The organism is Planotetraspora kaengkrachanensis (genome assembly GCF_016862895.1).
Taxonomy (GTDB): Bacteria; Actinomycetota; Actinomycetes; order Streptosporangiales; family Streptosporangiaceae; genus Planotetraspora; species Planotetraspora kaengkrachanensis.
This window is the reverse complement of sequence record NZ_BONV01000015.1, coordinates 70,816-96,188: the sequence shown is the minus strand read 5'-3', so window position 1 is coordinate 96,188 and position 25,373 is coordinate 70,816. Positions and strand designations below refer to the sequence as shown.

Here is a 25,373-nt window from a genome sequence, read left to right as displayed (position 1 = left end):
ATGCCCGGGGCGTCAGCCCTTCCCGCCGGCGCCCGGTGGCCGTCAGCCCTTCTCGCCCGCGCGCCGACCGGCGACCAGGACGTCGTCCTTCTTCGACGGGGGAGCCTCGCTGCGGCTCTCGGTCGTCTCGTCAGGCCGCTTGGGACGGCGGATCCTCGGCTTCTGCACGGTGGCGTCCCGGTCGGCGTCCTCGGCCGTCTTCGCCTCCCCGGCCTGCGTGCCTCCCGCGTCCCGCGTACCGCCGGCGTTCCCGGGCGTTCCGCTCCGCGGCGCCTTCGGCTCGGCGGACGGCGAGGTGACGGAGGCCGCGCCCTTGCCGTCCGCGCCCTTGCCGGCGGACTGTGTGGCGGCCGGTCCCTGGCCGGGCCTGACGTCGCCGGGCCGGGGCTCGCGCAGCGCGGCGATCACGGCGTCGGCCTCGGCGTCGGCGGCGAAGTCGTCGGCCTCCTCGGCCTCGCGCCGCTTGATGACGACCATGTGGTCGACCGAGATGCGGCCCGCGCCGACCACCGCGAGCAGCACGGAGGCGGCGCCGAGCGCGACCATCAGCTCGATGCTCCCGCCGGTGAGCGGCAGCCCGGTGTCCCCGGCCGCCACGATGAACACGGCCAGGGCCTCGACGAACAGCAGCAGCCCGATGGCCGGCACGACCAGGCCCGCGATGAGCAGGGTGCCGCCCACCAGCTCGATGAGCATCGTGGCCGCGGCCCACAGGTCGGGCACGGGGGCGCCGATCGCGGCGAACTGCACGCCCGTCGCGTCGAGGCCGGCCTCCAGCTTGTGCCAGCCGTTGGCGAAGAAGATTCCGCCGACGCCCATCCGGGCGGCGAGCGACGCGAGATCTTGGAGGGTTCTCTTCACGGCTCCTCATTCTGGGGGGATCGGAGGGGCTTGCCCAGACACTCTCCCCGCGACTTCCGCCCTCATGCGTGGTCGTCAGGCGGACAGGCGTTCGTCGTCCTCGGGGGCCGAAGGGGCGGGCCGGGGGATCAGCACGGCGACGGCGAGCGCGGTCATGCAGAGCAGGACCACGCTGACGACGACCGTGGAGTGCAGGGCGGTGACGAAGGCGACCCGGGCCGCGCCGAGCAGCTCAGGACCGGCGGCGCTTCCCGTCTCGGCCGCCACGTGGGCGGCGGAGGCGAGCGATTCGCGGGCCTCGGCCATCAGGGGCTCGGGCACGCCGGGGACCGTCGCGAGCGAGGGCGCGTAGACGATCGCGGTGATCGTCCCGAGCACCGCGATGCCCAGTCCCGCTCCCAACTCGTAGGCCGTCTCCTCGATCGCCGCCGCTCCTCCGGCGCGCGACTCGGGGGCGGACGCCATGATCGTGTCGGAGGCCGCGAGCAGCGCCACCTCGACCCCGAAGCCGATCCCCACGAAGCAGAGCGTGAGCATGACCGGGTGCTGCTCCACACCCCAGGTCAGGACGGGAACGAGGGACAGGGCAGTGAGGGCGAGCCCTCCGCTCGTCGTCGCCCGCAGGCCGATCCGCTGGAGCACGTGCGCCGCCGCGAGCCCTCCCGCGATGGCGGCCACCATCAGGGGCAGCATGCGGACAGCGGCGGCCAGCGGAGTCAGGCCGAGCACGAGCTGGAGGTACTGGGCGAGCATCAGCTCCAGCCCCACCAGGGCGAAGATCGCGAACAGCACGCAGGCCACGCCGGTCGAGAACCCGCGCTGCGCGAAGAGCCCGATGTCGAGCAGCGGGAACGCCAGGCGGCGCTGACGCCGGACGAACCAGATCAGCAGCAGTACGCCGATGACGAACACGACCGCCGACGGGCCGCGGCCGATCGTGTGGCCGTAGCCGGCCTCCTTGAGCCCGAACGCGACCGACAGGATGCCGAGCGTCGAAAGGACGGCGCTCAGCGCGTCCCACGGATGGCCGGAGCGGCGCTCCGACGGGGGCAGGAGCCGAACCGCCAGCGGCAGGGCGACGATGAGCAGGGGGACGTTGATCAGGAAGACCGCCCCCCACCACAGGTGCTCGACCAGCACGCCGCCGACCAGCGGCCCGACGGCCGCCCCTGCCGCCGCCACCGCGCTCCAGACGCCGAGCGCGATCGCGCGTTCCCTGCGGTCGGTGAACACCTGCCGGATGATCGAGAGCGTGGCCGGCATGATCATCGCGCCGCCGACGCCGAGGAGTGCGCGCGAGACGATCAGTGCCTGCGGGCTCCAGGCGAACGCGGAGGCGAGCGAGGCGAGTCCGAAGACCACGTATCCGGCGAGCACGAAGCGCCGCCTGCCGTACCTGTCTCCCAGCGTGCCGAAGGTGACCAGCAGCGGTGCGACGACGAGCGAATAGATGTCGATGATCCAGAGCAGTTCGACCGAGGACGGCTCGAGCGCCGCGGTCAGCGCGGGTACGGCGATGTGCAGAACTGTGGCGTCGACGGCGATCAGGAGCAGGCTGAAGCAGAGCAGCACAAGGATCCACCACCGGTTCGCCCGGTGTTCATGCACGACGCCTCCAGCGCGGACGGCGCCGGACTCGGCCTCAACCCCGACCGTGATCATAGACGGATCACGGCTCCTGGGGGTGCTGGAACATGCGTGGCAGCTTAGGCCATCACGTGCGACTTCCTCAGCCGCTTCCGGTGAGCTCCACCCGATATCGGGTCATGCCTCTTAAGTCTCTCTAGAGAGCTATAGGTATATATCCGCTGTCTAGGCAAGCCGCGACCCGCAATGGATCATGCGGGGGTGGGGAGCGAGAACGATCAATGGGACACGTCCCCGGTTCCGCCCCCGCACGACCACGCCGACCCCCGGGCCTGGTGCTCGGTCGCGGTGGCGAGACTGGCGCGCGACCAGCACGAGGCGGCGCTGGACGCGGCTCGTCAGGCCGTGGACCGCGACCCGTACGGCGAGTGGGGTCATCGCCTGGCGAGCCTCGCGCTCGAACGTCTCGGCAGGGACGCGGAGGCGGTCGAGGCGGCGCGCGAGGCGGTCCGGCTCGCGCCGGGGTCATGGGCCGCCCGGCTCCGGCTCGGAGGAGCCCTGCGCCGCGTGCCCGGGCACTGGCGCGAGGCGTGGGCGCAGGCGCGCACGGCCGTCCGGTTCGCGCCCGAGGAGCCGGATCCGCACGTCCTCATCGGAGATCTGGCCCTGCTCAGGGGAGAGCACGACAGAGCGGCCAGGGCATACGAGGCCGCGCTCGGCCGGTCGCGGGACCACCGGGTGGCGCGGATCAACCTCGGCCTCACGTTCCTGCGCTGGGAACGGCCGCGTGCTCACCACGACCCCGCCTGGGAGGCCGATCCGCGTGACACGGGCCGCGCCAGGCACGCCATCGTGATGTGGTCGCGTCAGGTCCGCGTGCTCCTCGCGCTGGCGCTCACCGCGGCGTCGGCCGCCGGCCTCGGCTTCGATCTGCGCAGGGAGGCGCAGATAGGGGGAGCGGCGGTGCTCGCCCTGGTGCTGGTGGTCACCATCAGGCAGGCCGGCCGCGTGCGGGCCTGGCCGTACGTGGTCCCGATGATGGGACGCGACCTGTGGCTCAGCATGTCGGTGTCCGTGGGCCTCCTCGTCGTCGCGGCCTACGTGGCCGGCATCGCGACGCTTCCCGACGCGCCCACTGCGGCGCTGACCCGGCCGGAGGACGGCGTGTGGGCGGGCGCGTTCGGCCTGGTCCTGTTCAACGGCGCGGCGGTCGCGCCGGCACGCCTGATCGTGGAGACCTGGCGGGGCAGGCTCGTCCCCGCGCTGACGCAGTTCGCCGCCGCCTCGGACGACAGGACCGCCCTGCGCGACATCGACGTGACGCTCTGGCTCGTCGTCGGCCGCGCGTGGTGGCTGGTGGGGATCGCCGCCCTGCTGCCTTACGTCACCGGCGAGCCGTTCATGGCCGTGGCAGCGCTCGCCGTCCCGGTCGGCCTGCTGTACGGAAGGTCGAGGGTCGCCCGCGCCGGCTCGGGAGGGATCCCGCTGCGCGTGATCCTGCGGGGCGACCGGTGGCTCGCGCTCGCGTTCGCGGCGCTGCTCGGCGCGGCCGCGGTACTCGTCGTGGCGGGGGTCGCCGGCGGGACCGCCGCGATGCTCGCCGGGCCGGAGACCGGAACGGCGCCCGCGGGGACGTCCGCCGTCACCCGGGCGGCGCTGCTCGGCGCTGTGGGCGCCCTGGCGGTCGTGGCCGTCGCGTTCGCCGCGCGGGCCGCGCGGGCGTGGTGGCGCGGCGGCCCGGGGCCCCTGCGCTCCTCCCTCGTCATGTCGGACGCGCGGGCGGCGCCGCTGCCCGGCGACGTCAGCCCGTCGACGGGGCTGAGCGACGACGTACGGCACGCCGCGACCTTCTCCCGGAGCGTCGTGCTTGCCTACACCGAACCCGGAGGCCCGCGCGCGCTCGCGGTGAGCGCGGTCACCTCGGTCAGCGCGTCGGGGGAGTTCCGGCTGATCACAGGGGACGAGGCCTGGGACGCCGTGGAGCGCGACCCCCGGGTCGTCCTGTACGTCGGCGACCCGCGCTTCTGGGCGGAGGTCAGGGGAGTCGCCGTGCCCGACGACGACGTCCTGCGCGTGACGCCGAGGCACGTCCTCATGCGGGAGTACCCCGGCCGCCACCAGGCTCGCACCCGTTAGGTCCACCCATTGCGCCGCGCCGTGCGGTATAACCGGGGGCGAACCGGGGAGGCGTCGATGCGAGACTCCGAAAGGGCACGGTCCGCGGGGATCTTAAGACGGACCACGGCAAGGGATGTGTTCGAACAGGTCCGCGTTCGCTATTTCCGCCTTTCGCCGTTCGCCAGACGTGTCGTGTTCGTCGGGCTGCTGATCGCGGTCATGGGGCTGGCCGCGGCGCTGAGCTGGCCGCTGAGCACGACTTTCGTGTGCACCGTCGTGGTGCTGGCCTTCGTCGCGCTCGCGCTCAGCTATCCGAGGGCCGCGGCGACCGCGCTCGTCATGGCCGCCTGGGGGCTGCTGCTGTGGCCGTTCCTCGGCGTGTTCGGCACGCAGTCGTTCGCGCCGTCCCTGTTGTTGTTCCTCGCCGTCCCCGTCGCCGTGGCCGCGCACCTGATCCGCTGGGTGACGCCGTGGGTCACCACGCTCATGGCCCTCGCCCCGGCCGGCGTCGTCGCGTTCGCGGTGTCGTGGCTGTCGTCCGCCGCCTCCCTGTGGAGCGCGTACGGCGTCGCCGCCGGCGTCCTCGTCTTCCGGCTCGTCCTGGCCCGCAAGGTGCGGGCCGACTACGAGCAGGACGGAGGTGAGGGCGAGCCGCCGGTCGCGCAGCAGCGGATCAGGATAGGCGGCCACCAGGCCCCCTCCGGAGACAAGGGCGCGCCGCCGCCCATCACGGTCGAGCAGGCGCTCGGCGAGCTGGAGGCCATGATCGGCCTGGAGCCGGTCAAGGAGCAGGTGCGGGCGATCGCGGCCTCCATCGAGGCGGCCAGGCTCCGCAAGGAGGCGGGCTACGCCAACGAGGCGCCCATGCGGCACTTCGTCTTCGTCGGGCCGCCTGGCACGGGCAAGACGAGCGTGGCCCGCACGGTGGCCAAGATCTTCTACGCCTTCGGGCTGCTGGAGACCCCGTTCGTGGTGGAGGCGCAGCGGGCCGACCTCGTGGGCGAGTATCTGGGCGCCACGGCGATCAAGACGAACGAGCTCATCGACCGGGCGCTCGGCGGGGTCCTGTTCGTCGACGAGGCCTACAGCCTGATCAACTCCGGAGACGGGCAGCCGGACAGGTTCGGCTCGGAGGCGGTGCAGACCCTGCTCAAGCGGGCGGAGGACGACCGCGACAGGCTGATCGTCATCCTGGCCGGCTACGAGAAGGAGATGAACGGCTTCCTCGCGTCCAACCCCGGTCTGTCCAGCAGGTTCGCCAGCAGGGTCCGGTTTCCGAGCTACACGCCTGCCGAGCTGCTGGAGATCACCGAGGCGTTGCAGGCCAGGCGCGGCGACGCCCTCGCCCCCGACGCCAGGCCGGTGTTCCGCCGCCTCTACGAGGACGTGCACCGCCGCGGCCTGGTGGACGAGCTGGGCAACGCCAGGTTCGCGCGCAGCCTGACGGAGGCCGCCGCGCAGGCCCGTGACGTGCGGGTCGTCAGCGCAGGCGGCGCGCCGCGCGGCGAGGACCTCGTCACCATCGTCTCCGCCGACGTCACCCGGGCGTTCAACGAGATCACCGCCCGCTTCCGCGGCTACCAGGCCACGCCCACGCTCGAGGACGCCCTCGCCGACCTCGACCGCATGGCCGGCCTCGAGCCGGTCAAGCAGCAGGTGCACGCGATAGCGGCGCAGCTGAAGGTGGCGCGGATGCGCCAGGAGCAGGGACTGCCCGTCCAGTCGCAGATGCGACACTTCGTCTTCGTCGGCCCGCCGGGTACGGGCAAGACGACCGTCGCCCGGATCCTCGGCCGGATCTTCTCCGCCCTGGGCCTGCTCGCCCGGCCCGACGTGGTCGAGGCGTCCCGCGCCGACCTGGTCGGCCAGCACCTCGGGGCCACCGCCATCAAGACCAACGAGCTCGTCGACCGGGCGCTCGGCGGGGTGCTCTTCATCGACGAGGCGTACAGCCTGGTCAACGCCGGCTACTCCGGAGGCGACGCCTTCGGCGCGGAGGCCGTGCAGACGTTGCTGAAGCGAGCCGAGGACGACCGCGACCGCGTCGTCATCGTCCTGGCCGGCTACCGGCGGGAGATGGAGGCCTTCCTCGCGACCAATCCCGGCCTGGCCTCCCGGTTCGACCAGCGGGTCTCCTTCCCGTCGTACGCCCCCGCGGAACTGGCCGAGATCGCCGCGCTGACCGCGTCGAAGAGCGGCGACCGCTTCGACGACGCGGCGGCCCGCGACCTCGCGGACGTCTTCGACTGGGTCTGCCGCGAGGGCCTCATCGACGGCCTGGGCAACGGCCGCTTCGCCCGCTCGCTGTACGAGAAGGCGGCGCTGCGGCGTGACGTGCGGCTGGCGGCCGTGGGAACCGCCAACGCCGCCGAACTCACGACGATCACCAGCGAGGACGTCCGCAGCGCGGTCGACGAATTGTCCTGACCCGCTCAAGCGTTCCTGACCGTCCATGTTTTCCGTGCTCGCGCGTCCAGATGCCCGGAGTGATTACTTTCTGCTACTAATCAAGTGCGATAAGTAGCTGGAGGAATCGGAGAGCACGTTGAGAGCACGATGGCCGGCCGCCCTGGCCGCACTGATCGCTCTGGGATCCGTGAGCGCCTGCGGGGGCGAAAACCTCCCGGGGTGGCGTGGAAGCAGCCTCGCTCCGTCTCCCGTCAAGGCGATCGACGTCAACCCCATGCCGCGAGAGAAGGTGAAGGACGGGGGCACCCTGAAATGGGGGCTCGGCGACTTCCCCGTCCAGTGGAACCAGAACCACATCGACGGCGACATCACGAGCGTCGACACGGTCATGAGCGCCCTGATGCCGACGCCCTTCCGGTCGGACGAGAGGGGGCAGGTCACGCTCGACCTCGACTACGTCACCAACGCCCGGGTCACCGCGACCACGCCCCGCCAGGTCATCACCTACACGCTGAACCCGAAGGCCAAGTGGTCGGACGGCAGGCCGATCACCTGGGCCGACTACGCGGCGCAGTGGAAGGCGATGAACGGGCAGAACAAGGCCTTCCGCGTCGACTCCACGATCGCCTACGAGAACATCCAGAGCGTCGCGCGGGGGACGAGTGACCACGAGGTGGTGGTCACGCTCACGCAGCCGTTCAACGAGTGGCAGTCGCTGTTCTCGCCCCTGTATCCGAGTTCGTCCAACGCGACGCCCGAGGCGTTCAACTCCGACTGGGTCAACAAGATCCCCGTCACTGCCGGGCCGTTCAAGTTGTCGTCGTTCGACGGGAAGAACAAGACGATCACGCTCGACCGCGACGACAACTGGTGGGGCGACAAGGCCAAGCTCGACAAGATCGTCTTCAAGGGCGTGAAGGCCGACATGGTCCGCGCGTTCACCAAGGGCGAGGTGGACGTCTTCGACGTCGGCGCCTCTCCCGAGGAGTACTCGCGGGCGAGGGGCGCCTGGGACGCCGTCGTACGGCAGGCCGCGGGCACCGACTTCCGGCAGTTCACCTTCAACGGCGAGAGCCCGACGCTGTCCGACATCCGGGTCCGCCGGGCCATGGCGATGGCGCTCGACCGCCGTGCCCTGATGCAGCTCGACCTGAAGGGGCTCGGCTGGCCGGCCGTCACGCTCGACAACCACTTCCTGGCCAACAGCCAGCAGGGGTATCGCGGCAACGCGGGCGACCTCGGCGCCTACAACCCGCAGCGGGCCGGGCAGTTGCTCGACGAGGCGGGCTGGAAGCTCTCGGGCAAGACGAGGGCCAAGAACGGCACGCCGCTGAACCTGCGTTTCGTGGTGCCGGCCGGGGTCGGCGTCAGCGACACCGAGGCCGAGGTCACGCGGCTCATGCTCCGGCGCATCGGGGTCGGCGTCACCATCCAGACGGTGCCGTTCAACGACTTCTTCACCAAGTACCTGATCCCGGGCAACTTCGACCTCACGGCCTTCTCGTATCCGGCCACGCCGTTCCCGATCTCCAACGCCTTCGACGTCTACGCCAACGGCGAGGCGGCCAAGGGCGACGACATGAAGTGGTACTCCAACCTGGGCCGGACCGGCAGCCACGAGATCGACCAGGCGATGTACCGCGCGGGCAGCGTGCTCGACCCGGAGGAGGCCGCGGAGTCCGTCAACTCGGCCGACCAGCTGGTCTGGCAGGAGGTCAACGTCATTCCGCTCTACCAGACGCCGCAGAACGTGGCCGTGCGGTCCACTCTGGCCAACATCGGGGCCAACGGGTTCTACGACCTCAAGTACGCCGACATCGGATTCACGTCCTGACGCCGCGGCCCGGCACCGGCCGGAACCACAGCCGGTCGCCGGGTCGCAACTGCGCGACCAGCGGGACGTCGCGCGCCGCCACCACGCCGATCACCGGGTAGCCGCCCGTCGTCGGATGGTCGGCGAGGAACACGATGGGCCGGCCGTCCGGGGGAACCTGGACGGCCCCCAGCGGCATCCCCTCACTGGGGATCTCGCCCTCGCGGGCCCGCTCCAGGGCGGCCCCCCGCAGCCGCACGCCCACACGATTGGTCTCCGTGGCGACCTCGTAGGGCCCGGCCCGCAGCGTGTCGGCCGCGTCGGGCGCGAACCAGTCGGCCCTCGGCCCGAGGACGACGCGGACGGAAGGGCCCGGGGAGAACGGCCCCTGGACGGCGGAGTCCACCCTGATCGCGGCCTGCGGCCCGGCGTCGCCGACGGGAAGGACCGTCCCCGCGCGCAACACCGGCGGGCCGAGCCCCGACAGCGAGTCCGTCGACCGGCTGCCCAGCACCGGCTCAACGGCGATCCCGCCCCGCACCGCGACGTACGTCCGCAGGCCCTCGCGCGGTGCGCCGACGTTGACCGTGCCGCCCTGGGGGACCCAGACGGGCGCGCACATGCCCGCGGGCCGTCTGCCGGCCTCCACCGGGCAGGGCGCCCCGGCCAGGGCGATCCACGCGTTGACCCCGAAGCGCAGCACCGCGCCCCCGAAGGTCAACTCGATCCCCGCCGCGGACTCGGGATTTCCGACCAGCCGGTTGGCCAGCCGCAGGCTGGGGGCGTCCGCGGCCCCGGAGCGCGGCACGCCGAGATGGGCGTAGCCGGGCCTGCCGAGGTCCTGGACGGTCGCGTACGGCCCGGGCGCCACGATCTCGATCATGGAACGAACCGGACCCGCGTGCCCGGCGGCAGCTTCGCCGGGGGATCGGCGGCCACGTCCCAGACCCGCAGGTCCGTACGGCCGAGCAGCCGCCATCCGCCGGGGGAAGCCGAGGGGTAGACGGCGGAGTACGGGCCGGCGATCGCCACCGAGCCCGGCGGGACCGACGTGCGCGGTGCGTCGAGACGCGGCACGTGCAGTCGCGGGTCGAGCCCGAGGAGGTAGGCGAACCCGGGGGCGAAGCCGAGCCACCCCACGACGAACTCCGAGCCCGCGTGCAGCGCGATCACGTCGTCGGCGCCGAGGCCGGTCAGCGCCGCCACGGACTCGAGGTCCTCGCCGTCGTACACCACGGGGATCTCGACGGTCCCGGCCGCGGCCCCCGCCTCGTCCTCCCGCGGACCGGCGGCCGCCGCCGACGCGAGCAGGCCGGCCAGCCGCGACTCCAGACGCTCCTGGTCGGCGTCCGGAGCGACGACCAGCACGGTCTCCTGGCCGGGCACGATCTCCTCGACGTGCGCGGGGCGGTCGGCGCGCAGGAGCGCGTCCAGGCGGTGGGCGACGGCGGGCGAGCCCGTCTCCACCAGCAGGGCGTGCTCACCCGCCCGCCGGATCGTCATGCGAAGGCCTCGATCGTGACGCCCGCTCCCGTCAGGGCCTTGCGGACGGCCTCGGCGAGCGCCACGGCGCCGGGGGTGTCCCCGTGGACGCAGACGGACCGGGCGTCGATCCGCACCTCGGTGCCGTCGACGGCGGTCACCGTCCCCTTACGGGCCATCCTGACCGCGCGGGCGGCCACCTCGTCCGGGTCGTGCAGGACGGCGCCGGGCTCGCTCCGCGGCACGAGCGTGCCCGACGGGGTGTAGGCCCGGTCGGCGAACGCCTCGCTCACGGTGGGCACGCCGTACCTGGCGGCGACCTCGTGCAGCACCGATCCCGGCAGCGTGAGCACCGGCAGGGGACGGCCCGCCGATGGGACGTAGTCGGCGACGGCGGCGGCCACTGCCTCCGCCTGCTCGACGTCCCAGCAGGCCCGGTTGTAGAGGGCTCCGTGCGGCTTCACATAGGACACCATGCCGCCCATGGCCCTGGCGATCCCGTCGACGGCCGAGACCTGGTAGAGCACCTCGGCGCAGAGCTCCTCGGGGTCGACCTGCATCTCCCTGCGGCCGAAGCCGGCGAGGTCCCGGTAGGAGACCTGGGCCCCGACGGCCACGCCCCGGTCCACGGCGGCGGCGCAGGTCCTCCTGATGATGAGCGGGTCCCCCGCATGGAATCCGCACGCCACGTTCGCGCTCGTCACGACGTCGAGCAGGGCGAGATCGTCGCCGAGCCTCCAGACCCCGAAGCCCTCGCCGAGGTCCGCGTTCAGATCGATCATTGCGTTCATGGTCCTCGCTCCGCTCGGAGGGCTCAGGGGCGCCTTGGAGGCGGTGATCGTGCCGGAGGCGCGCGCCGAACCACGGTGGACCGCGATGACCGCCGCCCTCGTCGCGTGCCCGTCCGCCTCTCGCCGCGGGCGCTCCCCGGCCCGGGCATCGTCACGCCCCTCGCATCACCAATCCTGCCGCAGATCGGTCCGGGCGCGGGTCAGACCGGTGGTTCGTCCGGGATGTCGGCGATGTCGTCCAGGGCCGCGGCCAGCTCGTCGGGATGGTCGCCGATCCGCTCGGCGATCTCGATGAGGATGTGCAGCACGTCGTGCCGGTCGTGGCCGAGATCGATCATGCGCTGGGCCGCCTCCCACAGCTGTGGAGGGTCTCCGACCCAGAGCCGGCCCGCGATCTCCTCATGCCAGGCGAGGTGCTCCTCGAGGTCGTGCCTGCTCAGCTCGTCCGCGTGGTCGATCTCGAGCAGGATGCGCCGGTCCGCGTCGTCCGACGGGTTGAGCAGGTCCAGGTCGGTCGAGCCCCGCATGCCCTGGAGGAGCGGGAAGGCGAACGCGCGCCTGGCGAGGGCGGACAGGTCGCCGTCGGGCAGCAGCCGCCGCACCAGGGAGGGGTCGAGGCCGAACGACGTCGGGTCCCGGTAGGCCTCGGTGAACCGCGCCGTCGCCTCCCAGACCGCGTCCAGGGTGGCCCGGATCCCCTCCTCGGGCAGGCCGATGCGCGGTCCGGCGAAGCGGACCCAGGCCGACAACACGTGCGGGATGGCGTCCTGCTCGGCGGGGGAGAGCAGGACCTTGCGCGGCAGCCAGTCGAGCAGGAACGTCTCGCACTTGGTGGGGCTGACCCGCATCGGCCGGCCGAAGTCCTGGTCGCAGCCGTAGTCGATGATGTGGTCGGCGCACCGCGAGGCCGCCGAGGGGTCGGACAGGTTCTCCGCCGCGTCGGAGGCGAGGAACTCGGCCGCGAGCATGGCACGGCGGTCCCGGCTGTAGGGGGCCTCCGTGTGCGCCGGAGCCGGCCGCAGCCGTCCCGGCGGCAGCGCCTTGATCCGCGACCTGGCGAAGGCGTGGTAGGCGCTGTAGCTGTCGCTGACGAGCTGGGGTGCCTTTCTCCCCTGGGCGGCCCCGGTGGCCTTCATGGCGAAGTCCAGGAGCGCACGGGCCTGCTGGGGCTCGATCTCCTCGAAGCGGAGCAGCGCGTTCCCCGACGCCTCCTGCCTGGCCTGCTCGAGCAGCTTGTCGACCTGCGACGACACCCACGCGTCCCGGGCCATGCCGCCCATGTTGTAGTCGACCACCATGACCAGGGCGTGCGTGTCCTGCCCGTTGTAGGCGAAGGTGCACACGACGGTGTCCTGGTCGCCGTAGACGTCCCGGGAGACATAGCAGCCGGCGGGCTTGACCGCGCCGACGCGGTCGGCCCACTGCGGCCTGGCCACGTCGGACTCCATCAGCGCGAGCGCGGCGCCCTCGGCCTTGGCGGCCTGGCGGGCGGTGCCGAGATAGGCGACGGACACGAGCAGCGTCAGCGCCGCGGGGGTGCCGGCCTTGGCCGCGTAGTCGACGAGGCCCTCGCCGAGTATCTGCTCGACGTCGCCGCCGCGCAGCCGCCGTCCCCACCAGGCGCCGAGCATGTCGGACACCATGAGCTCGGCGTCGAGCGGGCTGCGTACGGCCAGCAGTTCCCTGGCCGCCAGCAACATCTCCGCGAAAACGTCGTCCGGCGGCCGGGTCTCCCTGGGATCTCGCCGGTGCCGACGACTCACGAGAACTCGCTCCGCTCGCTCACGCTCCCACCTTCTCGCATTCCCGGGCCCGAAGGCATCAGGAACGCGGGCCGGTGACGTCCCCGTTATGTGCGGGGAGGCGGTGCGGAGTTGACCCTTCCGAGCAGGTGCTCGCGGGCGACCCGCTCGACGATCTCGGGAGTCACCTCGAGTCCCAGGTGGCCGGCGCACGCGGACACGTCCGTGACACACCGGTTGATGGAGCTCACGGGGATGCTCAGGAATTCGGCGGCCAGCCGGGCGATCACGAGTCCGCGGAGCTCGGCGTCCGCGGACGGGCCGCCACTGACACGCATTGCGAGTGCGGGCATAGGCTGCAATCCTCGCTCAATGGGGTCCTGCCGCCCCTTATTCCACCTCTTTCCGGGCGACTGTCAACCCTTTGATGACGTCGCATGCAAAGCTGGTCGCATGCGGATCCAGCTCGCACAACAACCGCAGGCCGACGAGTTGCTCGGCCGCAGCCCTCTCGCCCTTCTGATCGGCATGCTGCTCGACCAGCAGATCCCGATGGAATGGGCGTTCTCGGGGCCCCGGGCCATCGCCGACAGGATGGGCGGTGACTTGGACGCGCGGGAGGTCGCCTCCTATGATCCTGCGCAGTTCGCGGATCTGCTGGCGGTCAAGCCCGCGGTTCATCGCTATCCGAAGTCGATGGCGGGCCGGATCCAGCAGCTCGCGGCCTACCTGGTCGAGCATTACGACGGCTCGGCCGACGGGGTGTGGGAAGATGTCGGCGACGGTGCCGAACTGCTGCGCAGATTGATGGCGCTGCCCGGATTCGGGCGGCAGAAGGCACAGATCTTCGTGGCACTGCTGGGCAAGCAAGTCGGTGTCCGGCCGCAGGGGTGGCGTGAGGCGGCGGGGCCGTACGGCGAGGAGGGCGTGCACCGGTCGGTGGCCGACGTCGTCGACGCCGGCAGTCTGGAACTGGTCCGCGCGACCAAACAGGAAGCGAAGCGGGCGGCGAAGAAGTAAGCCCGGATCTTCCTGCGCGGGGTGCCGGTCTTTTGACAGGATGCGTTGACCGTATGGCGGGCGGGGCTTCCGTCCGCACATGCCCATCGCCGATGATGTAGGGCAGATCTGCGCTACCAATCACAGTTATGGAGATGTGCCTCGTGGGAGAGCCTGGCACGCGACGGAGGTGCCGACCATGAGCGCCGAAACCTCCGTGCCCCGGCCCCGGGAGTCCGGTTTGGACATCTCAGACTCCGACCTCTTCAGAGGTCTGATGTCGGAGGCTCCGTTTGCCTTTGCCTTTTTCGACCCATCTGGTCGATTTGTCCGAGTTAATTCCACATTTACTGAACTGACCGGACTTCCCGTCGAGCGGCATCTCGACCGCCGCCCCGCGGAACTTCTCGCCGCCGATCTCACGGCGCTCATCGACTCGGCCCTGCGGCGAATCGGTGAGGAGGGCCTGCCGGTCACCGACCAGCGGATCAGGACCAGGGCGGAGAACGGCGACAGCCGCCACTGGGCGGTGTCGTTCTACCCGATGCACGGCGACGAGGGCGTGGTGGGTGTCGCCCTGTTCGGCATCGACCTCACCGAGCGGCAGATGACCGAGGAGGACCTGCGGCGCAGCGAGGAGCGGTACCGGTCGCTCGTCGAGTCGCAGCAGCAGCTCGTGTGGATCACCTCCCCGAGCGGCAGCGTCGTCGAGGACGCGCCGCAGTGGCGGGCGATCACCGGCCAGGGGCTGGAGGAGTACCTCGCCCACGGCTGGCTCGAGGCCGTACACCCCGACGACCGTCCCGGCGCCGAGGAGGCGTGGCGCGAGGCGCTGCGCGGCCGGACGATGTTCGAGTGGAGCTACCGGGTCCGCACCCGGGCGAGCGGCTACCGGCACTTCGAGGTCCGCGCCGTGCCGATCATCCGGCACGGCCGGGTGGTCGAGTGGGTCGGCGCGAACTCCGACGTCACGCCGCAGCGCGAGGCGGAGGAGATGCGGGGCCGCCTGACCGACCAGCTCGGCGCCGCGGCCCTGCGCACCGCCAGGCTCCAGGGCGCGACGGCGCTGCTGGCCGAGGCCCTCACCGTCGAGCAGGTGGTGCAGGTCATCATCGACGTCGGCCGCACGGCCCTGGCCGCCGACCACTCAGCGGTCGCGCTGCTCGACCCCGACCGGGCCACGCTCAAGGTGATCAACAGCGGTGGCATCCCCGACGCGCCCGGCGCGCCGGGAGAGGACATCCTGTTGTCCCAGTCCAGCGTGATGACCATCGCGGTCAACAGTCGCCGCCCGGTCTTCGCCGAGTCGCCGGACAGCCTCCGCACCAAGCTGGTCGACGCCGGCGCGGAGGAGGAGCAGATCCTGGGCTTCCTCAAGCACACCGACGAGCGCGCCTGGGTCGGCCTCCCGCTGCTGGCCGCGGGCCGCGCCCTCGGCGCGCTGCGGTTCTCCTTCACCCGCCCGCAGAAGATCTCGCAGGAGGACGGCGTCTTCCTGGAGGCCCTCGCGGGCCAGTGCGCGCTCGCCGTCGAGCGGGCGACGCTGTTCGAGCGTGAGCACCGGACGGCCGAGACGCTCCAGCGGAGCCTCCTGCCCGACCGGCTGCCCGTCGTCCGGGGCCTGGAGCTGGCTCAGCGGTTCCGTTCGGGCTCGCGCCACGTCCAGGTCGGCGGCGACTGGTACGACGCGTTCGTCCTGCAGGACGGGCGTGTCGCGGCCGTCGTCGGCGACGTCATGGGCAAGGGCGTCAAGGCCGCCGCGGGAATGGGCCGCATCCGCAACGCGATGCGGGCTCTCGCGCTGACCAACCCGCCGCCCGCCGCCGTCCTCACCGGTCTCGACCGGGTCTTCGAGGCCACCGAGGAGGAGGAGCAGGTCACCACGCTGGCCTACATGGTCGTCGAGCCCGCCACGGGAGAGGGCACGCTGGCACTGGCCGGCCACCCGCCGCCCCTGCTGGTCTCGCCCCAGGGGACGGCGCTGCTCCACGAGACCGAGCCGGGGACGCCGCTCGGCTGGGCCACCAGCCGGAGGCAGTTCCGGTTCTGCGTGCCGCCGGGTCACACGGCCGTTCTCTACTCCGACGGTCTCGTCGAGAACCGCAAGCGGGGGCTGGATGCGGGGCTTCGCGAGCTTTCGTCTGTTGTGGCCGAGGCGCCCCCAGAGGTCGTGAGCAGCCCTCATATGTTGCTGGATTTCCTGGTGGACCGAATGTTGTCCGGGTATGAGCAAGATGACGACGTGACGGTACTCGCAGTTCATGTGCCGTCCGCCACGAAGAGTGACTGAATGAATCAGTCATAACGGTTGCTTTCGGGTATCAGTGACCGGCTTCCGTACGCACTAGTCTCTCGGTCCGCCTAGGGTGGAGAGGCAACCGGCGGTACGCGGCCGTATTACGTGCCGTGGCGTGCCACAATGGCATGTCGCGGTCCGCGCGGCCTCACCACCGGAAAAGAAGAAGCACTGGGTCCATTCCCGTCATGCGTTCGTTCGAGAGGTGTTCGTGTCGCCTGCAAGTTCGACTCGCTCGAAGCCGTCGGAGCTGAACGAGCCAGTGATTCAGCAGCTCCTCGAGCGTGGGCGCTCGCAGGGTTTCCTCGAGTCCGAGGATGTCCGCAAGGCCTTCGAGGAAGCGGACATCCCGCTGTCGCACGCCGCTGGATTCCTGCGCAGCCTCAGCAAAGAGGGAGTGACCGTCGTGGTCACCGCTGCTGACTCCGCTGCGCCGAAGCGGTCCCGAGGTCAAGCCAAGCGTCGCACCACCGCGCCCGTCAAGAAGACGACGACCAAGTCGGCCGCGGCCAAGGAATCGCAGCCGGAGACCGTCACCGCCGTGGTGACCGACTCCGCGCCGGCGGACAAGCCCGCGGCGAAGAAGGCGCCGGCGAAGCCGGCCGCCAAGCCGGGAGCCGCCAAGGCCGCTCCGGCGAAGCCCGCGCAGGCCGCCGCCAAGAAGGCCGCGCCGGGGGCCAAGCCCGCGGCCAAGGACAAGCCGGCCGCGCCCGCCAACGGGCCCGAGTCCAAGGTGACCAAGGCCGAAGGCAAGCCCAAGTCCGCCGACGTGGCCGAGGACGAGGAAGATCTCGACCTCGAGGGCGACGTCGAGATCGAGGACTTCGACCTGGAGACCGAGGACGTCGAGATCGAGGCCGAAGCGGACGCCGACGGCGAGTCGGACGCGGAAGCCGAGCCCGACGGCGAGGCCGAGGCCGAAGGTGACGAGCCGAAGGCCGAGGTGGTCGTCCAGTCCGACGATGAGGTCCTGATCCTCACCGATGACGACGACGACGCGCCGGTCGCCCAGGTCGCGGCCGCGGGTGCCACGGCCGACCCGGTCAAGGACTACCTCAAGCAGATCGGCAAGGTCCCGCTCCTCAACGCCGAGCAGGAGGTCGAGCTCGCCAAGCGGATCGAGGCCGGCCTGTTCGCCGAGGAGCAGCTGTCCAGCGACGGCGAGCAGTTGCCCGTCGACGTCCGGGCCGAGCTCGAGTGGATCGCCGAGGACGGCCGCCGGGCCAAGAACCACCTGCTCGAGGCCAACCTCCGCCTGGTCGTCTCGCTCGCCAAGCGCTACACCGGCCGCGGCATGCTCTTCCTGGACCTGATCCAGGAGGGCAACCTGGGTCTGATCCGCGCGGTCGAGAAGTTCGACTACACCAAGGGTTACAAGTTCTCGACCTACGCCACCTGGTGGATCCGGCAGGCGATCACCCGGGCCATGGCCGACCAGGCGCGGACCATCCGCATCCCGGTCCACATGGTCGAAGTGATCAACAAGCTGGCCCGGGTTCAGCGGCAGATGCTGCAGGACCTCGGCCGGGAGCCCACGCCGGAGGAGCTGGCCCGCGAACTGGACATGACCCCGGAGAAGGTCATCGAGGTCCAGAAGTACGGCCGCGAGCCGATCTCCCTGCACACTCCTCTCGGTGAGGAGGGTGACAGCGAGTTCGGTGACCTGATCGAGGACTCCGAGGCCATCGTCCCGGCCGACGCCGTCAGCTTCACGCTGCTGCAGGAGCAGTTGCACTCCGTTCTGGACACGCTGTCCGAGCGGGAGGCGGGCGTCGTCTCGATGAGGTTCGGTCTCACCGACGGCCAGCCGAAGACTCTCGACGAGATCGGCAAGGTCTACGGCGTGACCCGGGAGCGCATCCGCCAGATCGAGTCCAAGACCATGTCGAAGCTCCGGCACCCGTCCCGCTCCCAGGTTCTGCGGGACTACCTCGACTGATCGGTTTCGATCTCTCTGTGACGTCGCGGTCGCACACCGCGCGCCTCGGCGCTCCTTGACTCCCTTCGGGGACGACGGGAGCGATCGAGGTGGCCCGGGCGTGCTCGGGCACCGAGGCTTTACGTGCGGGCCGGCGGCTAACCAGCCCCGGCTCGGCGGGGTCAGCGGCTCGACGTCAGCTGACGATCACATCCAGGGTCCACGGCCTGCCGGGCCGCGGTGGTTTTCCCAGCTCGGCCCGGTGCCCCCGCTCCGCAAGGAACTCCGCGAGCTGCCGAGCGGTGCCGATCTTGTCGGGGGACTCCACGAGAGATCGGGCCACGGCACCCCGGGTGGCCTTGGCCATGTGGCTGACCACCGTCCGCGTACCCGCGGCCTCACGCAACACCCGTACGGTGACCGCCCGCTCGCCCGGCTGCCAGGCCGCCGCGTAGGTCGAGGAGCGCAGGTCCACCACGAGGCCCTTGACGGGATCGAGCGCCTCAGCCATGTGCGGCTTCCAGAACGCCGCCAGACCGCCCATGGGCGGAAGCCGCACGCTCATGGACAGCCGGTACGGGGGCACCCTGTCGCCCAGCCTCAGCAGCCCCCACAGCCCCGAGAACACCACGATCCGCCTGGTGGCCCTCGCCTTGGCCTCCGGCGGCAGCGAGCTCAGCCCCAGGTTGTCGTACAGGACGCCGGTGTAGAGGTCGGAAACGGGCAGGCCGGGCGCCGTGCGCAGTTCGCGGTTGAGGGCGATGGCGGCCGCCTGGCCGTCCGAGAGGCCGAGCACCGACTGCGCCTGCCCGGACTCGGACAGCGTGATCAGGGCGTCGAGGACCTTCTCTCGCGGGGACGCCAGCTCGGGGAAGCTCAGCCGCCTGAGTTTCGAAGTCCCCCGGGGCGCCTTCCCCTCTGAGGGTGGCAGCAGGATGAGCACGAAACCGCACTCTATTAGGCCGCGGACCCGGGCGTGCGGGCACCCTGAGCACCAGGGACGTCACCCCGGCTGACTACGCTCCTCGGATGGACGAGGAGAAGCCGTTCGACCGGCTTGTGGATCAGGCGTGGCCCGCGCCGCACCGGGTGGACGCGGACGGCTGGATCTACCGGCACGCCGGCGGGGTGACCAAACGGGCCAACTCGGTGTTGCCGCTGGGGGAGCGGCGGGACCTGTCCCGGGCCGTCGACGAGGCGGAGGGTTTCTACGCCGGACTCGGCCTGCCGTGCGTGTTCTCTGTGGGCGCCGAGGCGCCGCCGGATCTGGACCCCGAGCTCGCCCGGCGTGGATACCGGCGGGCCGACCCCACCGTCGTCATGACGGCGCCGCTGGCGGAGTGGGGCGGGGAAGTCCCGTCGGGCACCGAGGTCCGCGACAGCCCGTCCGAGCCGTGGTTGAGCACCTGGTGGCGCGTGGACGGAGGCCGGCATCCGGATGGCGGCCGGGTTCCGGCGCGGGAATGGGCCGAGCGCATCCTCGGCGGCGTCGCAGCGGGCTACGCGTCGGCGGGCGCCGGGACGGCGGTGGGCCGTGGCGTGCCGCAGGGAGACTGGCTGGGGATCTACTGCATGGCCGTGGACCCCGGCGCACGGCGCCGCGGCCTGGGCACGTCCGTGCTGCGCACCCTGCTCACCTGGGGACGGGACAGGGGCGCCAGCCGGGCATACCTCGTCGTCACGATGGCGAACGCCGGAGCCCGCGCCCTGTACGAGAGCGAGGGCTTCGGCGTCGCCGGGAACTATCACTACCGGATCGCACCCTGAGAACACCGGCGGTGCGGCCGGGACCACTCATCCCGGCCCCACCGTTCGATGATCAGCGTTCGTTGTCCGGGGCGGTCGCGGGGGATTCACTGAGTCGGGCCGACTCGTCCTGGATCTCAGCGCCTTTGTCGCGCAGGGCAGCCACGTGCTGACGCCCGTGGTGGGCGCAGAACAGCAGCTCCCCGCCTACCAGGGGCAGGGTCGCGCGGATGTAGGCCTGAGCTCCGCACCGGTCGCACCGGTCCAGGGCTGTCAGCGGCTTGGTGGGGGCGAGAGCTCCAGTCACGTATCGCCTTTCGGGTCGCCCCACCATGTGGGGACGTTGGCGTCAGTCACTTGGGACAACATCTAACCCGACGGGGGGCTTCCCAACCGTGCCGCAACTACGCCGAGAGCGGAATGATCTGCAAAGTGACGGGGATCACAGCGTTGGTGTGGAGGACTCCACTGCGCCTGGCAAGCTTGTACGCGTAAAAACGTGGGTGACGGTAAGCTGCGTACGCGTGTTCGATTGATAAGTGGGAGCTCGGTGTGACGGCGGTTAGCGCGGAGACGGGTTATACGGCTCGCCATCTGTCGGTGCTTGAAGGCCTGGAGGCCGTTCGCAAGCGGCCGGGGATGTACATCGGGTCCACCGACACCCGCGGACTGATGCACTGCCTGTGGGAGATCGTGGACAACAGTGTCGACGAGGCGCTCGCCGGCTACTGCTCGCACATCGAGGTGGAACTTCACCCGGACGGCTCGTTCGAGGTCCGCGACGACGGGCGAGGCATCCCCGTCGACGTGGAGCCCAAGTCCGGCCTCGCCGGAGTCGAGCTCGTCTACACCAAGCTGCACGCGGGCGGCAAGTTCGGTGGCGGCTCCTACGGCGCGTCCGGCGGCCTCCACGGCGTGGGCGCCTCCGTCGTCAACGCGCTGTCCTCGCGCCTGGACGTCCATGTCGACCGCGACGGTCGCACACACGAGATCAGCTTCCGCCGGGGCGTGGCCGGCGCCTTCGACGGCGACGGCCCGACGGCCAAGTTCCGCAAGAAGTCGGGGTTGCGCGACGGCGGGCCGGCCGGGAGGAAGTCCACCGGCACGCGGGTGCGCTGGTGGACCGACCGGCAGATCTTCCTGCCCGAGGCCGAGGTCTCCGTCGACGAGATCCACGTCCGGCTGCGCCAGACGGCGTTCCTGGTGCCGGGCCTGTCCCTCACGCTGCGCGACTCCCGGGGCGAGGAGCCCGTCGAGGAGTCCTACCGCTTCGACGGCGGCATCGGCGAGTTCACCGACTTCCTCGCCCGGGACGAGGCGGTGTGCGACGTGCTGAGGCTGCAGGGCGCCGGGCACTTCCACGAGACCGTCCCGGTCCTCGACGAGCAGGGCCACATGACCTCCACCGAGGTCGAGCGCGAGCTCAGCGTCGACGTCGCGCTCCGGTGGGGCAAGGGCTACGAGACGACCGTGCGTTCGTTCGTCAACGTGATCGCCACCCCCAAGGGCGGCACCCACGTGGCGGGCTTCGAGCGCGCCCTGGTCCGGACGATCAACGAGCAGCTTCGCGAGACCCGGTTGCTCAAGAACGGCGACGACCCGGTCACGAAGGAGGACATCCTCGAAGGCCTGACGGCCGTCGTGACCGTCCGCGTTCCCGAGCCGCAGTTCGAGGGGCAGACCAAGGAGGTGCTCGGCACCTCCGCGGCCACCCGAATCGTGGGCCACGTGGTCGCACGCGAGCTCAAGGCCCAGTTCGCCAATCCCAAGCGCGGGCAGAAGCAGCAGTTGCGGGCGATGCTCGAGAAGGTCGTGGCCGCGGCCAAGGCCCGCATCGCCGCCCGTGAGCACCGCGACAACCAGCGCCGCAAGTCGGCCCTGGAGAACTCGGCGCTCCCCGCCAAGCTGGTCGACTGCCGGAGCGACGCCATCGACCGCAGCGAGCTGTTCATCGTCGAGGGAGACTCCGCGCTCGGCACGGCGAAGCTGGCCCGCGACTCGGAGTTCCAGGCGTTGCTCCCCATCCGGGGGAAGATCCTCAACGTGCAGAAGGCGTCCGTCGCCGACATGCTCAAGAACGCGGAGTGCGCCGCGATCATCCAGGTGGTCGGAGCGGGATCGGGCAGGTCGTTCGACATCGAGGCGGCCCGCTACGGCAAGGTCATCCTGATGGCCGACGCCGACGTCGACGGCGCGCACATCCGCTGCCTGCTGCTGACCCTCTTCCACCGGTACATGAAGCCCATGGTCGAGGCCGGCCGGGTATTCGCCGCGGTGCCGCCGCTGCACCGCATCGAGGTCACCAACCCCGGCAAGGGCCAGGACAAGTACGTCTACACCTACTCCGACGCCGAGCTCCAGAAGGTCATGCGCGACCTGGAGCGGCGGGGCAAGCGCTGGAAGGACCCCATCCAGCGCTACAAGGGCCTGGGCGAGATGGACGCCGACCAGCTGGCCGAGACCACCATGGACCCGCGCCACCGCGTCCTGCGCCGCGTCAGGATCGAGGACGTCGAGGAGGGCGAGCGGATCTTCGACCTTCTGATGGGCAGTGACGTCGCCCCGCGGCGCGAGTTCATCGTCGGCAACGCGGCCGAGGTCGACCGCGACCACATCGACGCCTAGTCGCAGAGGCCGCGTCACCGGGGCTCTTCCCCCCGTGACGCGGCCCGACGGGCCTCACCCGACGGGGACGCGCGCGAACCGGCCGGAAGTACTACCGGAGCCGCGGTGAACCCTTCTTCCGGCAGGTCCGGTGCCTGAACCGGGGTCGCAGACTGGGGCCCCATGACACACGAAACGCTCTCTCCTGCGGCGGAGGCCGGAAGGCCCGGGGAGCCCACGACGACGCCCTCCGGCCGCCCGCGCATCGCCGCGCTCGACGTGCTGCGCGGGTTCGCCCTGTGCGGGATCCTGCTGGCCAACGTCAAACCGATCGCGCACATGCTCCACAGCGCGTCCGCCACACAGGCCGTGGTGACGGACAGTCCGGACGGCTCCTGGTTCGGGCTCGGGCTGTTCGTCGACCAGCGCTTCTTCCCGATCTTCTCGCTGCTGTTCGGCGTCGGTTTCTCGCTGCTGCTGGACTCCGCGGGAGCCCGTGTCGCCCGTCCGCGCGTGCTCCTGCTGCGCCGGCTCCTGGTGCTGCTCGCCATCGGCCTGGCTCACATGTTCCTGCTGTGGCGGGGCGACATCCTGACCATCTATGCCGTCGTCGGCCTGCTGGTGCTGCTGCCCTCGACCTGGCTGCCGCGCAGCGCCGTCGCGGGGCTCGCCGCCGTACTGGTCGCGTTGCCGCCGATCACCGGCAGCAACGGCGTGGTGCTGGTGCCCGGGCTGTTCCTGCTGGGCTCGGCGCTGACCCGGTACGGCGTGATCGGCCGGATCGAGCGTTCCTTCCGCGTCCCCGCCGTGCTCGGCCTGGTCTTCACGGTGGGTGCGGTGCCCGCCGTATGGATGCAGATCGACGCCGGCGCCGCGGGAAGGGACGATTTCGGCACCTGGTTCGGCCTCGCCGGCCTGCTGACGGCGGGCGCGTACGTGTGCGCTCTCCTGCTCCTGCTCAGGACGCCGCTCCGGCCGGTGCTCCAGAGGGTCTTCGCACCCCTGGGCCGGATGGCGCTGACCAACTACCTGTGCGCCACGCTCCTCGTCCTGCTGGCCGGTCGTCTCGTCGGCGGCTCTCCGGACGGCTGGTCCTCGGCGACGGTGCTGCTGATCTCCGGCGCCATCCTCGTCCCCCAGTGGCTGGTGTCCACGCTCTGGCTGAGCCGCTACCGCCAAGGGCCCCTGGAATGGCTCTGGCGCTGGGCCACCTGGGCGCAGCGCCCGCCCCTGCGCCGTACGTCCTGACCGGCGAGCTCACCCGGGCCGGCCATGAGGCGAGACCCGGGTCAGCGTTGTGAGCGCAGCCCGTCGAAGACGAACGCCAACGTCCTGGCGCGCAGTTCCTCGCTCCACTGGTTGCGTTCGGCGGCCAGGCAGGCGGCCGCGAGCAGGGCCAGCAGCTCGGGCATGCGCAGGTCCTGGCGGACCGCGCCCGCCTCCTGGGCGCGGACCAGCAGCCTCTCGATGACGTTTCTCATGTCCCGGCTGACGTCCGCCGTCCCGGCCTTGGGGTCGACGCCGGCCTGGGTCAGCACGTCGGCCAAGGTCTTCTTCCGCGTCGCGTCCACCACGATGCGAGTGAAGTAATCGAAGAACGCCGCACCCGGATCATCCGCGGCCAGCGACGTGTCCGCCTCGTCGATGAGCCGCTGCGTACGGTCGATGATCACCGCTGCGTAGAGGGCCTCCTGGGTGGGGAAGTTCCGATAGATCGTGCCGAGCCCCACACCCGCGTGCTGGGCGATCGCCCGCATCGAGGCGGACAAGCCGTCACGGGCGACGACGACCTCGGCCGCGTCCAGAATCCGCTCCCGGTTGCGTTGCGCGTCGGCGCGCAACGGCCTGGCTTCCCCGCCCATCGTCCTCCTCGACGCGTTGACAACCGGAACAGCTGTTCCGTATGTTCCGTAACCGGAACAGCTGTTCCGATCTTAGCCGGTCAACCGGTCACCTCGCGGACGAAGGACCTCCCCATGCGATACACGACGCTCGGCCGCTCGGGCCTCACGGTCTCCCGGGCATGTCTGGGAACGATGAACTTCGGCACTTCCGGCGGCGGCGCCTGCGAAGAAACCGAGGCGGCTCGCATCGTCGACGCCTTCCTGGATGCCGGCGGCAACATCATCGACACCGCCGACGGTTACACGGGCGGCCAGTCCGAGGAGATCGTCGGCCGGGCCGTCAAGAGCAGACGGGACCAGGTCGTGCTGGCCACCAAGGCGTTCCTCCCGCAGGGGCCGGGCCCGAACGACAGGGGACTGTCCAGGATCCACCTGACCAAGGCGCTGGAGTCCAGTCTGCGGCGGCTCGGCACCGACTACATCGACCTGTACCAGTGTCACCAATGGGACGACTCCACTCCCATCGAGGAGACGATGGCCACCCTGGACGGGTTCGTGCGATCCGGCAAGGTCCGCTATCTCGGCTGCTCCAATTTCTCCGCGGCCCAGATCGTCGAGTCCCAGTGGGCGGCGCAGCGCACCAACGCGGCGCCGTTCATCAGCCTCCAGCCGCAGTACTCGCTGGTGGCCCGCGGCATCGAGGCGGAAATCCTGCCGGCCTGCCGGCGGCACGGTCTGGGCACGCTGGTCTGGTCTCCGCTCGGCGGCGGCGTGCTGACCGGCCGCTACCGTCGAGGCGTCGTCCCCGACGCCGACAGCCGGATGGGCCGGCTGAAGGCGTCCGCGCTGCCCATGGCCCGCGCCTGGGCCGACGGCCTGCTCAACGAACCGAACCTCGACATCGCCGGCCACGTCGTCGAGACCGCCGCCGAACTCGGCATGACTCCGGCGGCCGTCGCACTGGCATGGGTACGGCACAGGCCGGGCGTCACGTCCGTCATCATCGGACCCCGCACGCTCGAGCAGTTCCACGGGAACCTCGCCGGGCTCGCCAAGGAGCTGCCGTCAGAAACGATCGCGCACCTCGACGAAATCTCCCGATCCGCCGGCACCACGATCGTCAACGGCATGAGCACGCCCCGGTAGCGGGCCCCAGGCGCCTT

Annotated in this window: 20 protein-coding genes; 10 read left to right on the top strand and 10 right to left on the bottom strand. The window is 71.1% G+C overall.

Annotated elements, in window-relative coordinates; genetic code table 11:
- Window positions 1-42: 42 nt before the first annotated feature.
- Both Pka01_RS18575 and Pka01_RS18570 read right to left on the bottom strand, forming a co-directional pair.
- Window positions 43-861, bottom strand: coding sequence for a DoxX family protein (locus Pka01_RS18575; RefSeq protein WP_203884055.1), 819 nt, complete (start codon window positions 859-861; stop codon window positions 43-45).
- Between the two features lie 75 nt (window positions 862-936).
- Complete coding sequence (locus Pka01_RS18570; protein WP_239115102.1) at window positions 937-2,469, bottom strand: MFS transporter; 1,533 nt, start codon at window positions 2,467-2,469, stop codon at window positions 937-939.
- 240 nt (window positions 2,470-2,709) lie between these two features.
- Between Pka01_RS18570 and Pka01_RS18565 the strand changes: the two genes are divergently transcribed.
- The 3 genes from Pka01_RS18565 (at window position 2,710) to Pka01_RS18555 (ending at window position 8,809) form a co-directional block, all read left to right on the top strand.
- Window positions 2,710-4,584, top strand: coding sequence for a tetratricopeptide repeat protein (locus tag Pka01_RS18565; RefSeq protein WP_239115101.1), 1,875 nt, complete (start codon window positions 2,710-2,712; stop codon window positions 4,582-4,584).
- Window positions 4,585-4,641: 57 nt separating this feature from the next.
- On the top strand, window positions 4,642-6,993 hold the full coding sequence (locus Pka01_RS18560; protein WP_203884052.1) for an AAA family ATPase: 2,352 nt from the start codon (window positions 4,642-4,644) through the stop codon (window positions 6,991-6,993).
- A gap of 118 nt (window positions 6,994-7,111) precedes the next feature.
- Entirely contained in the window at window positions 7,112-8,809 is a 1,698-nt protein-coding gene (locus Pka01_RS18555) for an ABC transporter family substrate-binding protein (RefSeq protein WP_203884051.1), read from the top strand.
- Here the strand turns inward: Pka01_RS18555 and Pka01_RS18550 are convergent.
- The 5 genes from Pka01_RS18550 to Pka01_RS18530 form a co-directional block, all read right to left on the bottom strand.
- Complete coding sequence (locus Pka01_RS18550) at window positions 8,799-9,671, bottom strand: 5-oxoprolinase subunit C family protein (protein ID WP_203884050.1); 873 nt, start codon at window positions 9,669-9,671, stop codon at window positions 8,799-8,801. The two genes, Pka01_RS18555 and Pka01_RS18550, sit on opposite strands and share 11 nt — an antisense overlap.
- Window positions 9,668-10,291: a 5-oxoprolinase subunit B family protein gene (locus Pka01_RS18545; RefSeq protein WP_203884049.1), complete on the bottom strand. Its 624-nt coding sequence runs from the start codon at window positions 10,289-10,291 to the stop codon at window positions 9,668-9,670. The genes Pka01_RS18550 and Pka01_RS18545 overlap by 4 nt, the downstream gene beginning before the upstream one ends.
- Window positions 10,288-11,052, bottom strand: a complete 765-nt coding sequence (locus Pka01_RS18540) for a LamB/YcsF family protein (RefSeq protein WP_239115100.1) — start codon at window positions 11,050-11,052, stop codon at window positions 10,288-10,290. Before Pka01_RS18540 ends, Pka01_RS18545 begins: the two co-directional genes overlap by 4 nt.
- A 209-nt stretch (window positions 11,053-11,261) precedes the next feature.
- On the bottom strand, window positions 11,262-12,761 hold the full coding sequence (locus Pka01_RS18535; RefSeq protein WP_239115124.1) for a hypothetical protein: 1,500 nt from the start codon (window positions 12,759-12,761) through the stop codon (window positions 11,262-11,264).
- Between the two features lie 149 nt (window positions 12,762-12,910).
- Window positions 12,911-13,156, bottom strand: coding sequence for a hypothetical protein (locus tag Pka01_RS18530; RefSeq protein ID WP_373318165.1), 246 nt, complete (start codon window positions 13,154-13,156; stop codon window positions 12,911-12,913).
- A 100-nt stretch (window positions 13,157-13,256) separates the two neighbouring features.
- On the opposite strand from Pka01_RS18530, the gene Pka01_RS18525 reads away from it, so the two are divergent.
- From Pka01_RS18525 to Pka01_RS18515, 3 genes are all read left to right on the top strand, one after another.
- Window positions 13,257-13,823 (top strand): HhH-GPD-type base excision DNA repair protein, encoded by a 567-nt coding sequence (locus Pka01_RS18525; RefSeq protein ID WP_203884046.1) that lies wholly within the window; start codon window positions 13,257-13,259, stop codon window positions 13,821-13,823.
- Between the two features lie 178 nt (window positions 13,824-14,001).
- Window positions 14,002-16,092 (top strand): SpoIIE family protein phosphatase, encoded by a 2,091-nt coding sequence (locus tag Pka01_RS18520; RefSeq protein ID WP_203884045.1) that lies wholly within the window; start codon window positions 14,002-14,004, stop codon window positions 16,090-16,092.
- 217 nt (window positions 16,093-16,309) lie between these two features.
- Complete coding sequence (locus Pka01_RS18515; protein WP_203884044.1) at window positions 16,310-18,037, top strand: RNA polymerase sigma factor; 1,728 nt, start codon at window positions 16,310-16,312, stop codon at window positions 18,035-18,037.
- Between the two features lie 175 nt (window positions 18,038-18,212).
- Here the strand turns inward: Pka01_RS18515 and Pka01_RS18510 are convergent, their stop codons facing one another.
- On the bottom strand, window positions 18,213-18,959 hold the full coding sequence (locus tag Pka01_RS18510; RefSeq protein WP_203884043.1) for a YaaA family protein: 747 nt from the start codon (window positions 18,957-18,959) through the stop codon (window positions 18,213-18,215).
- Between the two features lie 86 nt (window positions 18,960-19,045).
- Between Pka01_RS18510 and Pka01_RS18505 the strand changes: the two genes are divergently transcribed.
- Window positions 19,046-19,783, top strand: coding sequence for a GNAT family N-acetyltransferase (locus Pka01_RS18505; RefSeq protein WP_203884042.1), 738 nt, complete (start codon window positions 19,046-19,048; stop codon window positions 19,781-19,783).
- Window positions 19,784-19,835: 52 nt separating this feature from the next.
- On the opposite strand, the gene Pka01_RS18500 is transcribed toward Pka01_RS18505, so the two are convergent.
- Entirely contained in the window at window positions 19,836-20,069 is a 234-nt protein-coding gene (locus Pka01_RS18500) for a DUF7455 domain-containing protein (protein WP_203884041.1), read from the bottom strand.
- Between the two features lie 245 nt (window positions 20,070-20,314).
- On the opposite strand from Pka01_RS18500, the gene Pka01_RS18495 reads away from it, so the two are divergent.
- Window positions 20,315-22,387, top strand: coding sequence for a DNA gyrase/topoisomerase IV subunit B (locus tag Pka01_RS18495; protein ID WP_203884040.1), 2,073 nt, complete (start codon window positions 20,315-20,317; stop codon window positions 22,385-22,387).
- A 162-nt stretch (window positions 22,388-22,549) separates the two neighbouring features.
- The gene (locus Pka01_RS18490) at window positions 22,550-23,614 is read left to right on the top strand and encodes a DUF418 domain-containing protein (RefSeq protein WP_203884039.1); all 1,065 of its coding nucleotides are present in this window, start codon (window positions 22,550-22,552) and stop codon (window positions 23,612-23,614) included.
- 41 nt (window positions 23,615-23,655) lie between these two features.
- On the opposite strand, the gene Pka01_RS18485 is transcribed toward Pka01_RS18490, so the two are convergent.
- Window positions 23,656-24,228: a TetR/AcrR family transcriptional regulator gene (locus tag Pka01_RS18485; RefSeq protein ID WP_203884038.1), complete on the bottom strand. Its 573-nt coding sequence runs from the start codon at window positions 24,226-24,228 to the stop codon at window positions 23,656-23,658.
- Window positions 24,229-24,342: 114 nt separating this feature from the next.
- Here Pka01_RS18485 and Pka01_RS18480 point away from each other — a divergent pair, with 114 nt between their 5' ends.
- Entirely contained in the window at window positions 24,343-25,356 is a 1,014-nt protein-coding gene (locus Pka01_RS18480; protein WP_203884037.1) for an aldo/keto reductase, read from the top strand.
- Window positions 25,357-25,373 lie beyond the last annotated feature (17 nt).